Consider the following 13709-nt stretch of genomic DNA (forward strand, 5'->3'; position numbering starts at 1 on the left):
CTATGAAAGTAAAAGTATTAAAGGGTTTTACTGATAGGTTCGATTTTTCGAAGGAATACAAGCCGGGTGACGTTATTGATCTTTCTGATAAAGCAAGAATTCAAGACCTTACAGAAAGAGGATTAATAGAACTCGAAGTTAAAGAAGATCCTAAAGAAGACGTAGTAGAAGACAAGAAGGCAACTAAGAAAGTATCCAAATGATAATAAAGGATTACATAACAAGCAAATTTCAGCCTTACGGAGTGAATATCTCCGAGGCTGATCTTGCTGATCTTGATCTTATGGGTATTGATGTAAGTTTAGAATTTTCAAATGAAAATCGAAATTCGGTATATCTTGGATTAATTAGATATATCATACCTCAATTACTTCTTAGAGCAAAATCAATATCTGAAAGTGGGTTCTCTGTGTCATTTGATACAAAAGACATACTTCAATATTATGCTTGGCTATGTAAAGAACTTGGGATTGAAGATGAACTTAATCAAAAACCATCTGTAAGATTTTTGTAATGTATTTCAAACCTCATAAACTGTATATCCACAAATCGACACCATCTTATCAAGATGAAAATGGAGATTGGCAAGAAGGCACTGAAACTGTAGAATATTTATGCGATTGCTTTTTGCATGATGCAAGTACAGATATAAAGAAAGCTTATGCCGGAACAGGGATAATACCGACACATACAGTCAATTTAGATCGTAGAGACGATTTAGGAATAGGCGTAACGGTGACAGTTAAAGAGGGTGAACTTATCAGAGCAAAATCACAGATCGTAGATTTAAAAAGGCTTAGTGCTTTCAACTATACTCAAATAATATTAGGTAGTAAATGATAGCAACAAACGACATAAAGACTATTCTGATTGACAATGTTAAATCTAATGCTGTTTTAGGATTAATCCCTGAAATAGTAAAGGATCAACATTTGCCAGTGAAAGAAGGCTCTGTTAAAGAGAGAATAGTCGTTATCGTTAATGCTACTGATAATAGTGATTGGCAGCAAACGTATGCAAGAGTATGTGTTTATGTACCTAAGAAATATTTGAATGATTTAGGTTCATATATGCCTGATACATCAAGATTAAGAATTTTAGAAAGGGTATGCACTGAGTTATTCTACAAACGGACATTCGTAGAGTTCGAAGGAAAAACCCTCTATTACAGATTGGAAGATATTGTTCAAGAAGATGATCCTGAAACATGGAGCGACTTTTTAAATGTAAGATTAAAAGTAACAAATCAAAATTTTAAATTATAAAGATTATGGAAAGTATTTCAAGAATAGGAATTTCAGCTATTTATCATAGCAATGATCTATTAACAGCAGCAACTGCACCAGTAGCAGGAGACCCGACAAAAGGTCTTACACCTGCAGAATTAAAGGCATTTTTGGCTGATGCAGATACAAAAACAGTTCCAAACGTGCATCAAGACACATGGAATTATGACGAAGCAGAAGATACAACAAACTTCTATACAGATCAGCTAACAGGCGAAGTGTATAGAGGTGGTACGACCGCTAAAGGAGCAAAAGTAATCACATTTACCGTTGGTAAGTTTGATTTTACAAATATTGCTGACTTTAAGGGAGGAACAGCCGGGGCTGATAAATACGGTGCACCATCTACAAAACAAAACATTTACAAGTCTGTAGTTGCATTGACAGAAGACGGTGTGTATATCGTATTCCCTAAAGCATTTATTCAAGCAAGAGATTCAACCGTGGATAATGCAATAGGTATGTTGGTTACAGCTACAGCAATGGTTCCCGATACAGCGATAGAAGGATTCGTCCAGATTCGCAAATCAGCCGTTGACGCAGCAGTCATAGGATAAGAAAATAATTATGTATAACCAAAAGGGCAGGCGGTGTTTACTGCTTGCCCTTTTTCGATAAAAATAATATGAACGAAGCAGCTAAACTAGTATCTGAGGCACTTTTAGGATTAGATTATAAGACTATATTCATAGGTGGTAAAGCTTATGAGGTAAAATCACCAACTATTAAAACGATGTGTCTAGGTCTTAGTGAATGGGCCAAGATAGATTTTAATTTAAAAGACCAAACAAATCTATCATTAGTCGCCCAAATACCCGAGATATCGAAACATCAGCTAAAAGGAATAAGCAGATTTATCGAAAGTGATATTCAATTAGCAGATGAGATATACAACGAATGGATAAATGAAGATCCGAGCGTTTCGCAAGATGAAATAGATATTGCAATAGATACCATATTAAGCCTTATAGATAAAGAAAAGGTTTTTCGAAGTGCGCAAGGGTGCTTGAGCGCAGCAAAAATAATAGCAAGACCACTATAATAGGTGGTGATACAATGATGGGTCAAATATCCTCATTTATGGATAGTTTACACCTATCATACAAAGAAGTTTTTGAGTTGATACCATACCGAAACTTAGTTATGATGCAAGCCGATAAGCAGCGAGAAGCAACAGGGGATATAATAATCCGAAAAAGTAGCGATGAGTTGTTCGGGAATAATATAAAAGGATGATAAAGATAGATGTAGACATAAGCGGATTTGATGATGTATTCAAGGAAATTGAAGCACAAGAGAGGAAGCTTATCTTAAAAATGATGCGTATAGGTGAAATCTATGTAAGTACATCAAAACAAAAAGGAAGCTATCAAGATCAGACAGGAAATCTAAGAAACGCAAACTCTTATAGACTATATAAAGATGGGAAAGTGCTATACGAAAGCATAGTATTGCCCGCTATGAGTTATTTCTTAGATAAATACAAAGATGGAACAGGAATAGAGCTTGTGTGCGGTAACGGTATGGAGTATTGTACATGGGTGGAAGCGAAAGGCTACGATGTGGTAAGTAGCGGATTTTTAAAAGTAGAATCAGAAGCAAGAAAAATATAAAATTATGCCGGGATCAGCAATAAACATAAAGGCGAACGCCCAAGAGGTTATTAACCTAAAAAGAAGGATAGACGAACTTTCGTCAGCTCTAGTAAGTATGCAAAGATCAGCTAACCCTGCTCTTTATGACAAACTTAATAGCCAACTCCAAAAGACAACCATACAGTATAATGCTCTTCGTTCAGAGGTAAATAGATATTCAAAAGAGCAAGAAAGGGCTGCTAGATCTACATCTCAAACATCTGATGGATTAGTAGATTTATTGAAAAAAGGAGCTGCACTTGCCGGTATTACCTATGGAGTTGATAAGATAAAACAACTTGGCAGCGAAATTATAAGTGTTAGGGGCGAAATACAGCAATTACAAATAGCTTTTGAAACAATGCTAGGTAGCAAAGAAAAAGCTGATAGGATGATGGCTGATATTAAAAAATTAGCCTTAAGTACACCTTTTACACTTACAGAAGTCGCCGACAATACAAAGCAGATCATAGCTATGGGAATTGAATCCGATAAAGCTATTGATACAGTTAAGATGTTAGGTGATGTTGCAGCTGGCGTGTCTGTTCCTCTTTGGAGAGTAGCAATAAACTATGGTCAAGTTTCTGCTTTAGGGAAACTTCAAAATAGAGAAATTAGAGACTTTGCAATGGCTGGTATTCCTATAGTAGAAGAATTAGGGAAAATGCTAGGAAAAACATCTTCTGAAATATATTCTATGGTTGAAGCTGGTAGGATAGGATTCCCAGAAGTAGAACAAGCCTTTAAGAATATGTCAGGTGAAGGAGGTAAGTTCTACAACCTTATGGAAAAACAAAATGCTTCTGTTACAGGACAAATATCGAAGCTAAAAGACTCCATTCAATTAATGTTTAACGAAATAGGCGAAAGCTCGGAAGGAATTATTTATACAGCTATTGATGGGGCAAGTAAGCTTGTGGATAGTTATCAGGAAGTAGGTGTAATCTTGGCAGGATTAGTATCCACATACGGATTATATAAGGCTGCTCTTATGACAGAAGCTGCGATAAGACCTATACAGATTGCTGATACATACAAGGTGCAAGCTGCTGCACTTACTGAATTATTAAATGGGAAACAGGCGTATCGAATTTCTCAAATGGGATTAGTACAAGGTTCAGCCGAACATGTAGCAGCAATTCAAGCTGAGATAGCAGCAACAGCTGAGAATCTTAAAATAAAACTAGCAGAGGAAGAAGTTAATCTTCAATCATTAAGGACAAAAAGAGCAGAAGCCGAACAAGTATGGATGACAGCTAAAGCAAAAACAGAGGCAGCACGTCAAGAACTTGCTTCTGCGATAACAAATGCAACTGGAGAAGCGGAAGCATCGCTTCAAAAGAAAATGGCTTTGGAGTCAGAAAAACAAAGTCGTGCTGCGTTACGTTTAGTTAAACTACAAGATCAAAAGGATACTGCTATATCGCAAGCTATAGCCTTAAAAGAAAAAGAGGCTAGTGCTGAAAAAATAGCAGCTAAAAATAGAGAAATAGCATCTATTCAGGCTAAAATAGCATCTGCAAGAGCAGAAGAAATACAACATGGGCGTAATGTTGCAGCTATGAGAGCTGAAATAAAATCAGGTGTTGATATCACTGCAAATAAGAATGTACAAACGCTAACGAATAAATTAAATACATTATCAGAGCAAGAGAATTCGGCAGCTACTGCCCATAGTGGTGTTGTAAAACAAATAGTAGGTAGCAAAGTTTTAATAAAGAAATTATCAGTAGATGCAGATACTGCATCTACGATTCTAAACACAGAAGCTGAAATCGCAAACACAACAGCTACTACATTTTTGTCAGCTGCAAAAACTAAATTAATTACCATATCTAATAATCTTTGGGCTGCTTTAGCACCAAATCCTTATATTCTGGCTGCTGCTGCTGTTGTAGCTTTGAGTTATGGTATATATGAATTAGCTACGGCTGCTACGGCTGCAGAACAAGCTCAAATTGGGTTAAATAAAGAGACAGAGAATACAGCTCAAAGAACAGAAGAAGAAAAAAGGGCAATTGAGAATCTTTTAGGTATAATAAGGGATGAAGTTTCAACCAGAACAGAAAAGCAAAAAGCATTAGAAACATTACAATCAAAATATCCATCTATCTTCTCTAATCTTGATACAGAAAAGATAAAGAATCTAGATCTTGCGGAAGCTATAAGGCAAGTAAATATTGAACTTGAAAAACGAAATGGTGCGCAATCTAAAGCTAATATTGATAGAGCAAAACAGATATTAAGTGGTATTACTAATTTTGATGGTGTTACTTTTAAAACAAGTAAGGATATTAAGGATGCAAAAGATTTAATAGGTCTAGAAGGAGTTTGGCAAAGAAATTCGATAACAAATGCTAAGCTTAAAGAATCACTTGAAAAATATGTTGCTCAAGCTGAAAAAGATTTAAATAAAATGTCTGAAACAGCAGATAAAGCAGCTAAGAAAACAGCAAAATCCGGTGTTGATCAAATATATGATGCAACTAAAAGGGTTAGTGATCTAAATAATGAATTAAAAGATCTTAATAATAAAATAATACCAGATAATCAAAAGGATAATCCTTCTTTTAAATTCTCAAAAGCAATAGAGGATAAGTTAAAGGAATTAAAAGATGCTGAAAATGAACTTAATTTATTGCTTTATGGGAAATCAACAAAGGAAATAGGAAAAGAGAACAAAGCTGGTGAAACAGCTGATAAGAAAGCTCAGAGGGAAACAGATAAAACATCAGAAGCTTATCTTAAATTACTTAATCTCCAAGCCGAACTTGATAGCGAATCAGTAAAACAACAACTCGAATATGAACAAAAGCTTTTAGATATTGAGCAAGATAGTTTTGATAAGCGTTATCGGCAAAATCAATTAAATATGGCGAAGGAACTTATTTCTATAGAAGAGTTCCGCCAAAAGATGATAAAGGATCAGCAAGAAGCAGCTAAGAATATTTATATAAAAAATAAAGGTTCTGATACAGGTTTTAATTTTGCAACATTTGATAAAACGCTATTGCCTCAAGGTTTAAGTGATGCTGATATAGAAGCCCAGATAAAGAAAAGAACTGATGCTTCATTAGCTGCATGGAAAAAAGGAAATGAAGATATATCCAAAGAACAAAGAGCTTTTGCCGATGAAGAAAAATTGACGTTCGCTTCTCAATTAGATCAACAGATATACTCTATACGCAAACATTATAAAGAGCGTAGGGACTTAGCTAAAGGTAATTCAGATCTAATAAAACAAATAGAAAAGAATGAGAGCAGGGAGATTGCGGAAGCTCGTCTACAAGCGCATCAACGTCAATTGGAATCAGATGCAGAATATAACCAAAAATATAAAGAATTAACTACAGATAGATATTTCTTTGAATCGGACAAACGTAAAGCTTCATTAGGACAACAAATAAAAGATCAGAAGAAAATATTCAACGATCTAGAAAAAAGGGTAATGAACGACCCGAATAATGATGAACTAGCAAGGCAATTGAGGGAGGCATATCTTAGACTTAGAATACTGAATAAAGAATGGGAGAAAACACCAGAACAAAAATTAGCTGAAATTGCCGGAATATTTAAAGAGATTACCGGTAGTTTATCAAACATAACAGGCGTTGATTTGAGTATGCTTAGCAATGCTGTTTCCGGTATTGCATCATTCGCCACAGGCGACTTTATGGGCGCTGCTTCTTCTGGTATGGGTATTGTATCTACCTTTATTACAGGATTTATATCACAAAAAGAACGACAAGCCGAAATACAAAGAGAGATAAATAAGCTTCAACAGCAATACAATATAGATTTAAGACAACAAAATTATGATCTAATTTCATCAATAGACTATGCTAGAGCATTTAAAGATAACCTAGAAGCATTACAATGGCTAATAGACAAAGGGTTTATTTCAGAGGTTGATTATTCTGCATGGGAGGCACTTGTTAAGCAATCGGATGAAGCAAGAAAAAACTTTGAGATAGCAAAGAAAAATTCAGATAGCATACTTTCTGATACAAATAAAACATTAGATTCATTATATAAAGATTTTGTTAAGGGTTCTGCAGGTAATGCAATAGGAAATCAGGCAAAGCCAATTATATCAATATTAAAGGACTGGAAAAATGGAATCATAGATAATGAGGAAGCATTTAGGAGGCTTGGTGCTACAGGATGGAAAGGAATGTCGGATATAGCTGATAAGATAGCGAGATCAGATGAAGAAACGCAAAAATGGAAAGATCAAATAGCCGAATTAAGCCAACAAATGGATGAGTTCGCTACAGGAACATCATTCGATAGCTTCTTATCTGATGCAGCGAATGCAATTAGCGACTTAAGAGGAAATGTAACAAGTCTTGCTGATTTTACAGAGGAAAAGCTAACTAATGCTATTCTATCATCTTTTAAATATCAGATACTTTCCAATGCATTAAAGCCAATGTATGATGAATTGGCAGATATGTTTCTGAGCGGAAATTATGATTCAAGTGCTGCTAATGACTGGAAACAAAGGCTTGCAAATATTCTTAACACCAATAGCAAAGAACTTGATAAAATATTTGAGGCTTTTGGCGTAGATCCTACTACTGAAAATGCATCTCAGCAGGCATCCAGAGGTGGCTTTGAAACCATGTCTCAGGATACAGGAAAGGCTTTAGAAGGACGGTTTACAGCCATGCAAATGAATCTTATATCTATCGATCAAAATGTATCCCGAATAGCCCAATGGAATCAGCCAGTAAGCGAGAAGTTCAATTTTGATACTATCGCTATGCCTTTGGGTGCGCTTAGTCAATCATCGATAAGAATAGAGCGCATGATGGAAGAAAACAGGAATATACAAGTGCAAATGTTTTATAAAGTATCCGATATAGAAAAATGGTCTCGCGTTTTACCTCAAATGAATGAGGTATTAGGACAAATGAATGGTAAACTTGATAATATTTAACTATGATAACAATAGGTAACGATTTAACTATATATAATGCTTGGGGTGAACCTAAGATGCAATTAGACATTCCGAATGACTTTAAGCAAGCTAATGAGCTAATGTCTGAACATTACGTGCAATTCTCATTTCCGCTAACAATAAAATATGACTTTGTACGTGCTGATTATATAGACTATAAGGGTATAAGATACGCCATACGCACCGACTGTCAGCCAACAGAAAACGGATTACAGGATTATAGGTATGAGCCAAAGTTTGAAGCTCCGGAAATGTTTTGGCAGGACTTTATTTGTTGGTATATCTACCAAGGATTGAAAGAGGCTGAATGGACGCTAATGGAGCATGCCGGAACATTCTTACAGATAGGTTGTGATAATATAAACGCATACACCGGTGAAACATGGACGGTTGGTATTGTAGAGCCTACCGATATGCAGAACCTTACATTCAGTTCTCAGAATGTTTTCGATTTTCTTACAGACGTTGCAGAAGCGTTCAATTGTGAATGGTATGTAGATTATGAGGCTAAAACAATAAACCTAGTGTATAGCTATTCGAAAGGAGAAACTATAGAACTAAGGCGTGAAATAGAACTTATCGACATAAAACGTTCAAACGAAAATAGCGATGAGTATTGCACACGTATGTATGCTTTTGGCGGTACCCGAAATATACCATCAAATTACAGAAGCACAGGAAGCAGTGAGGCTGTAGATGCTATTGTACAAAAACGTTTGCGACTTCCTATATCAAACGGTGACTATATCGATGCTTTCCCGAACATGACAGGAAATAAAATCATAGAGAAGGTATTTACATTTGATAATATCTACCCTAAGCGTACAGGAACTATTACATCGATTAGAACGGCAACTGTAAAGAATGATGATGGCATAGAAATGACAGTCTTTTACTTTAAAGATAGCGGTTTGAACTTCAATTCTGAATATATATTACCGGGGCTTACTCTTTCGCTTCAATTTGGAGAAAACAGTTTCTTGTCAGGTCGTGATTTTGAATTAGGATATAATGACGATACAGAAGAATTTGAAATAATAAACAATCAGGATAACCCGGATTTAATTATTCCAAACGATTTACTATGTCCTCGTGTCGGTGATTTCTATGTGCTTTATAACTTTAATATCTCTTTAGTAGGCGATCAGTATGTAGGAGAAGCCGAACAAGAACTTCTAACAGAGGCACATGCTAAAATGGCAAGCATTCAAGAAGAAAACGCTACTTATACATGTATGGCTAATCCTTTCAGGGTAGCTGCTTATGGTTTGGATATGGGTTTAGGGCAAAGCGTAAAACTTAAAAGCCTGATCTTTAACGGAGGCGAAAAAGTATCTCGTATTCGTGGGTTTACTAAATACCCGGTAACATGTAAAGATGAATACTTAGTAGGAGAAAAGCCACGATACAGCCGAAGAAAAGCATTAGAAGCCAAAGTAGACAGCAACAAAAAAGAGTCTGATGTGAATTACCTAGAGGCTATGAGAGCATCTAACAATAACACACGAAGCATTAAGGGTATGAATTACTTGCGCACCGCTTTGCAGAATGAAACAGTATTCGATGGCGGATTAGGTCTTACAACTACTATATTATTCGGATTAATGCAGGGTGATATTTGGGTAAATACAGCAGGTGTTAACGGTGTATGGCAAGATGATAACGATGTGGCGTTTTGGGGTGGTGGAACATTAGATCAAGCAATAAACCTAGTTGCGAACCCAAGTGCAACTACAGATGTTGCAAGCTTTGTAGTTACTCATGGCGGTAAGGTAATTATGAATCAGGCTTTATTAAGAGGAAGATTTGAAAGTAATATAAATGGAAATAGAATAATTATAGATCCAGATACAAGAGACATAAAATTAATAAATACAGATGGAAAAGTACTTGGACAATGGATATTTGGTGGAGATGGATCTCAATTAAACTTAGGATCTATAGATTTAGACGGATATCTTGCATCATATACCCCTACAGGATTTTTCTTATTTGAAGAAAGTGAGGATGGTATAAAGAAATTTAATGGAAAATTTTATGATAAGCAATTTAGTCTAGGGTACGATCAGGTTAGCTTCCCAAATGATTTAATAAGTGGAATTAGAATGAGAATAAATAGTTCAAATAATTTGATAATGACATTAAAGAATCTACCTACAAATTCTAGTTATCCGGTGGGCACAGTTTGGAATGATAATGGAGTATTAAAGATCGTTCAATAGGCATATAAGAAAAAGGAGGACGTATGAATATATCCTCCTTTTATTAAATTAATTTATAATTTATTCATCCCATCTAACATATCCTTTAGAGTAAAGAGATTTAAATTTAACTTCGAAAGCTACGCCCTTATTCTTGTCTACTTGTATTTCATTAGCTTTCCATAAATTCATTAATAGAATTGTATTTGGTATAAATCCGCTAGGGCAACATACAATAAAATAATTACCCGGTGCGCAATTATAAGTTATATATCCATTATTCTCATTCGAAACTTTAAAATCAATTGATTCTATTACTTTGCCTTGATTGTTTTTCAATGTAGCAATACTAGAAAATTGATCTACCCTGCTAAATGATTCTGGGTCATAATTATCGCTTTTAAATATATAGAATATTGCTGATATAGTATTATTTCCGCTAATATCCTTTCTTGCTATCATGTTAATATGTGTATCAACCGATATTTCGTCATCTCCATTACTCGAACAAGAAATAAATAATGGAAATATAAGTAATAAGTATATAATTTTTTTCATAATGTTATTTTCTTTTTATAGCCATACCTGATATATAAAATGTATTCTCGGTACTACTATAATTTTGTATTATTTTTATATTAATAACTGCGTTTGCGCCTTTTGATTTACAGTCGTTTACGAATTTGTCGAAAACGCTTTCAAGTTCTAGTTTGACTATTTTATTTTTATCATATTGCTTTCCGCCTCCTTGAGTTCCCATAAGGCATATAGGATCGTATTCAAAATTCACAGAGTTGCTTTCTGTTATATAAAAGCCTTCTTTATTATACTTTGAAAGATCCACAGAATAGCTAGTCATGTGTATTTTCGGTAATGCACAAGAAGCAAAAGTCATAATAAATAAAATCAGAAATAAATATTTTTTCATACAATAAGATTTAAGTTAATCCACAAAACTACAAATTAACTTTTATTATCCTATAACTCAGAGAGAAGTTTTTATGAATTAAAAAAAATCGAGCGGTGCCCGATTCTATGTTTAATTGTGTATGATATCAAAATTACATTGAAAATAATCTGTTATTTTATTTAATATATCGTTATCTTTTTCATATTCTGCTTTTCTAAGCATAATATACGCACTTTTCTCTTCTATAACTTCATGCTGAAAAATATTGTCTGAGAAATAAGTTAGCATCATACGAGAATAAAAATTATACCTTTTTGTCTTTGCTTCTGGTTCATGTATATACACGGTTCTATTTTTAATTTTCCTATCGCATATTGTATTTGAACCAATAAATCCAAAAGATGATTTATTATCTTTCGAATGTATTTCTAGCATTATGGCAATACACGTCTTAACTACAGGCCTTGTTTCGTTAAGATTTGTAAGCTTATTGTATTTTAGCCTAGACCCTGAATCTCTTTTTAAATGGAATTTAATAGCATATAAGTTATAGGGATATATTTCGACCCAAACTAAATATACTTGATGTGTTATATCAGATTTAAATCTATACAAAATTTTAGGCACAGAATTTTCTGTACCTTTTATATTTTGAACAAATCTATATTTAAAATGATTAAAGGATATATTTATACACATCTACTCGCAGTCTTTCTCTTTCTTCTTCTGTTACCGGTCTGAATTTGAATGTTTGATTTGTAGATGCAGGTTTTTTAGAATGCTTATTGGCATCCATACAATTTGATTTTGTCTGAATTTTTGATATGATTGCTCCCATAGTTTTATGCTTTTGTTGCTTTAATTAACGGCGCAAATCCCAACTTTTTCTAAAAGTAAATAGTTCTATTCTTTATTTCGGACTGCAAAATAAGTAAATAAATAGATATAAACAACATTAAATGTTTAAAATTAATTTGAAAATAACATTATTTATAAATATATAATAATAACGTACATATTATATGTTTGTTCAATATAAGATAAATATATAATTATAATATAACAACTAAACATGACAATAGCATAAGCAAACTACTCAAGTACTATTTGTCCAAAGCCTACTAATCACATGGTAGGCTTTTTTCATGCCTTTATCTTTAAATCAAAAACATGAAGATAGTACAAAATAAGTTTATACCGCCGAAAGGATTTATAGCTATTACGCTGTTTGGGATTGTGTTTGCAAGAAAAGAACTTAACGAAACGAGCAAGAATCACGAAGGGATACATATCAAGCAAGGAAACGAAATGCTTTGGATATTATTTTACTTATGGTATGGTATAGAGTGGTTAATAAGGCTTATTCAGTATCGTGATAAGATGTTAGCGTACTATAATATTTCATTCGAACGGGAGGCGTATATCAATCAATTAGATGATGAATATTTAAACAAAAGGAAGCTGTTTTCATGGATTAAATACTTATAAGCAAACAAAATAGATACTGTTTACTCGTAAAAGCATATTCAGGTAATAGGTTTTTAAGCTATAAGTAACTTTAAAATAAAAAAAAATAATGACAGGCGAATTATTTATAAATGACAAAGACGCATGGTCTACATGGAATGTGAAGTTAGCGGATAACTCTTATGAAAATCTGCTTTCTCCATATCCTATGAAGTCATATATAGAAAATGAGTCTCGTTCTCAAGACGGCAAACAAGTTTTCATAACTAACCCAAAGAAAAACAGCAGGCAGATTATATTAATTTTCGACATTACTTGTTCTTCTAGAAGTGAATACTTAACCAAGTATAAAGACTTCAAGAATGAGATAAGTAACGGACAAATTAAGCTAGCTGTGACATCAATAGATGAAACTTACTATTTGTATATGGAAGATCCTCAAAGCCTTGATATGGGCATAGGCTTTACGGATGGGAAAGTAGCTGTTCGATTTACGGAGCCTTTAGGCGAAACTATAATTTATGATGTTCTTGCTACTGAAGGGCAAAGCATATTAATTACAGATGATAATAAAACATTATTAATATAAAATGGCAACAAATATAGAACAAGAACCAACTCCTATATCAAGCCTTCCAGAAGCAGAGGTTTTGATTGGTTTTACAGTACCAGGGATACAGGAAGGCAGAACCGTAAAGGTTGATCTAGGATCTTCATTTGTGACAGTTCCAATTTTAGACACTGAATTTTTCACTTAATAAATATAATATTATGCCATCTACTGGGCAAGCGATAAAAGTTGGGGATATTTGGACGAACATATTATCTTCAGAAACAGGCGAAAATGTCAATTATATAGAAGTATCACAATTTGCGGATGGTACTGAAATGTCCGATTCGAAACTAGACAATGTAATATATAGAAAGAAAGGGGATTTGTATTTAAGACAAGCTTTTGATCTTACTAAAAGTCGCACATTAACAGTCAATACTGTAAATGATATCCGTTACATGTCGTTGCAGAATATAATACTTTTAAAACTAGGGTATTATGACAAAGTGACTACAAAAGGTTACTATGCTGATAGTGACGGTGGAGCTGCCTCTTATTCCATCATGGAAAGTCTTGGAGTTGATGATGGGTTCTTGACTATAAATGCTGTTAATGCAACATTGTCTATATCTCTTTCATTGATACAGGAACGTTTTGTGTCATCAAAACAAGCAGGTGTAAAAGGAGATGGTATA

Annotated in this window: 18 protein-coding genes; 14 read left to right on the forward strand and 4 right to left on the reverse strand. The window is 34.0% G+C overall.

The window, feature by feature from the left end; all coding sequences use genetic code 11:
- Positions 1-2: 2 nt before the first annotated feature.
- The 10 genes from BGO84_RS05550 (at position 3) to BGO84_RS05595 (ending at position 10105) form a co-directional block, all read left to right on the forward strand.
- A complete protein-coding gene (locus BGO84_RS05550) occupies positions 3-203 on the forward strand; it encodes a hypothetical protein (protein WP_291028260.1) in 201 nt (66 codons plus the stop codon).
- Entirely contained in the window at positions 200-514 is a 315-nt protein-coding gene (locus BGO84_RS05555) for a DUF6706 family protein (RefSeq protein WP_291028262.1), read from the forward strand. The genes BGO84_RS05550 and BGO84_RS05555 overlap by 4 nt, the downstream gene beginning before the upstream one ends.
- Positions 514-840 (forward strand): hypothetical protein, encoded by a 327-nt coding sequence (locus BGO84_RS05560; protein WP_291028264.1) that lies wholly within the window; start codon positions 514-516, stop codon positions 838-840. The genes BGO84_RS05555 and BGO84_RS05560 overlap by 1 nt, the downstream gene beginning before the upstream one ends.
- Complete coding sequence (locus BGO84_RS05565; protein WP_291028266.1) at positions 837-1265, forward strand: hypothetical protein; 429 nt, start codon at positions 837-839, stop codon at positions 1263-1265. Before BGO84_RS05560 ends, BGO84_RS05565 begins: the two co-directional genes overlap by 4 nt.
- Positions 1266-1270: 5 nt before the next feature.
- Positions 1271-1843, forward strand: a complete 573-nt coding sequence (locus BGO84_RS05570) for a hypothetical protein (RefSeq protein ID WP_291028268.1) — start codon at positions 1271-1273, stop codon at positions 1841-1843.
- A 68-nt stretch (positions 1844-1911) separates the two neighbouring features.
- Complete coding sequence (locus BGO84_RS05575) at positions 1912-2328, forward strand: hypothetical protein (RefSeq protein ID WP_291028270.1); 417 nt, start codon at positions 1912-1914, stop codon at positions 2326-2328.
- A 38-nt stretch (positions 2329-2366) separates the two neighbouring features.
- Complete coding sequence (locus BGO84_RS05580; RefSeq protein WP_169312236.1) at positions 2367-2522, forward strand: hypothetical protein; 156 nt, start codon at positions 2367-2369, stop codon at positions 2520-2522.
- On the forward strand, positions 2519-2899 hold the full coding sequence (locus BGO84_RS05585) for a hypothetical protein (protein WP_291028272.1): 381 nt from the start codon (positions 2519-2521) through the stop codon (positions 2897-2899). Before BGO84_RS05580 ends, BGO84_RS05585 begins: the two co-directional genes overlap by 4 nt.
- A 262-nt stretch (positions 2900-3161) precedes the next feature.
- Complete coding sequence (locus tag BGO84_RS05590) at positions 3162-7862, forward strand: tape measure protein (RefSeq protein WP_291028274.1); 4701 nt, start codon at positions 3162-3164, stop codon at positions 7860-7862.
- Between the two features lie 2 nt (positions 7863-7864).
- Positions 7865-10105 carry a hypothetical protein gene (locus tag BGO84_RS05595; protein ID WP_291028277.1) on the forward strand — a complete coding sequence of 747 codons (2241 nt, stop codon included), beginning with the start codon at positions 7865-7867 and terminating at the stop codon, positions 10103-10105.
- Positions 10106-10165: 60 nt separating this feature from the next.
- Here the strand turns inward: BGO84_RS05595 and BGO84_RS05600 are convergent, their stop codons facing one another.
- The 4 genes from BGO84_RS05600 to BGO84_RS05615 form a co-directional block, all read right to left on the reverse strand.
- Positions 10166-10642, reverse strand: coding sequence for a hypothetical protein (locus BGO84_RS05600; RefSeq protein WP_291028279.1), 477 nt, complete (start codon positions 10640-10642; stop codon positions 10166-10168).
- A gap of 4 nt (positions 10643-10646) precedes the next feature.
- On the reverse strand, positions 10647-11012 hold the full coding sequence (locus BGO84_RS05605; RefSeq protein ID WP_291028281.1) for a hypothetical protein: 366 nt from the start codon (positions 11010-11012) through the stop codon (positions 10647-10649).
- Between the two features lie 111 nt (positions 11013-11123).
- Positions 11124-11693 carry a hypothetical protein gene (locus tag BGO84_RS05610; RefSeq protein WP_291028283.1) on the reverse strand — a complete coding sequence of 190 codons (570 nt, stop codon included), beginning with the start codon at positions 11691-11693 and terminating at the stop codon, positions 11124-11126.
- On the reverse strand, positions 11671-11832 hold the full coding sequence (locus tag BGO84_RS05615) for a hypothetical protein (RefSeq protein ID WP_291028285.1): 162 nt from the start codon (positions 11830-11832) through the stop codon (positions 11671-11673). The genes BGO84_RS05610 and BGO84_RS05615 overlap by 23 nt, the downstream gene beginning before the upstream one ends.
- 332 nt (positions 11833-12164) lie before the next feature.
- Here BGO84_RS05615 and BGO84_RS05620 point away from each other — a divergent pair, with 332 nt between their 5' ends.
- The 4 genes from BGO84_RS05620 to BGO84_RS05635 all read left to right on the forward strand — a co-directional run.
- Positions 12165-12482, forward strand: coding sequence for a hypothetical protein (locus BGO84_RS05620; RefSeq protein ID WP_291028287.1), 318 nt, complete (start codon positions 12165-12167; stop codon positions 12480-12482).
- An 88-nt stretch (positions 12483-12570) separates the two neighbouring features.
- Positions 12571-13050, forward strand: coding sequence for a hypothetical protein (locus tag BGO84_RS05625; protein ID WP_291028288.1), 480 nt, complete (start codon positions 12571-12573; stop codon positions 13048-13050).
- 1 nt (position 13051) lies between these two features.
- Positions 13052-13219: a hypothetical protein gene (locus BGO84_RS05630; protein WP_291028290.1), complete on the forward strand. Its 168-nt coding sequence runs from the start codon at positions 13052-13054 to the stop codon at positions 13217-13219.
- Positions 13220-13232: 13 nt separating this feature from the next.
- Positions 13233-13709, forward strand: a 477-nt coding sequence (locus BGO84_RS05635) for a hypothetical protein (RefSeq protein ID WP_291028292.1), incomplete at its 3' end; no start/stop codon positions are given.

The sequence above is a fragment of the Dysgonomonas sp. 37-18 genome, assembly GCF_001899125.1.
In the GTDB taxonomy this organism is placed as follows: Bacteria; Bacteroidota; Bacteroidia; order Bacteroidales; family Dysgonomonadaceae; genus Dysgonomonas.

Coding starts and splice junctions, on each gene's coding strand:
- BGO84_RS05595 (WP_291028277.1), top strand. CDS start 7,865: ATGATAACAATAGGTAACGATTTAACTATATATAATGCTTGGGGTGAA.
- BGO84_RS05610 (WP_291028283.1), bottom strand. CDS start 11,693: ATGTGTATAAATATATCCTTTAATCATTTTAAATATAGATTTGTTCAA.
- BGO84_RS05605 (WP_291028281.1), bottom strand. CDS start 11,012: ATGAAAAAATATTTATTTCTGATTTTATTTATTATGACTTTTGCTTCT.
- BGO84_RS05560 (WP_291028264.1), top strand. CDS start 514: ATGTATTTCAAACCTCATAAACTGTATATCCACAAATCGACACCATCT.
- BGO84_RS05630 (WP_291028290.1), top strand. CDS start 13,052: ATGGCAACAAATATAGAACAAGAACCAACTCCTATATCAAGCCTTCCA.
- BGO84_RS05575 (WP_291028270.1), top strand. CDS start 1,912: ATGAACGAAGCAGCTAAACTAGTATCTGAGGCACTTTTAGGATTAGAT.
- BGO84_RS05555 (WP_291028262.1), top strand. CDS start 200: ATGATAATAAAGGATTACATAACAAGCAAATTTCAGCCTTACGGAGTG.
- BGO84_RS05565 (WP_291028266.1), top strand. CDS start 837: ATGATAGCAACAAACGACATAAAGACTATTCTGATTGACAATGTTAAA.
- BGO84_RS05550 (WP_291028260.1), top strand. CDS start 3: ATGAAAGTAAAAGTATTAAAGGGTTTTACTGATAGGTTCGATTTTTCG.
- BGO84_RS05625 (WP_291028288.1), top strand. CDS start 12,571: ATGACAGGCGAATTATTTATAAATGACAAAGACGCATGGTCTACATGG.
- BGO84_RS05585 (WP_291028272.1), top strand. CDS start 2,519: ATGATAAAGATAGATGTAGACATAAGCGGATTTGATGATGTATTCAAG.
- BGO84_RS05615 (WP_291028285.1), bottom strand. CDS start 11,832: ATGGGAGCAATCATATCAAAAATTCAGACAAAATCAAATTGTATGGAT.
- BGO84_RS05570 (WP_291028268.1), top strand. CDS start 1,271: ATGGAAAGTATTTCAAGAATAGGAATTTCAGCTATTTATCATAGCAAT.
- BGO84_RS05600 (WP_291028279.1), bottom strand. CDS start 10,642: ATGAAAAAAATTATATACTTATTACTTATATTTCCATTATTTATTTCT.
- BGO84_RS05620 (WP_291028287.1), top strand. CDS start 12,165: ATGAAGATAGTACAAAATAAGTTTATACCGCCGAAAGGATTTATAGCT.
- BGO84_RS05580 (WP_169312236.1), top strand. CDS start 2,367: ATGGATAGTTTACACCTATCATACAAAGAAGTTTTTGAGTTGATACCA.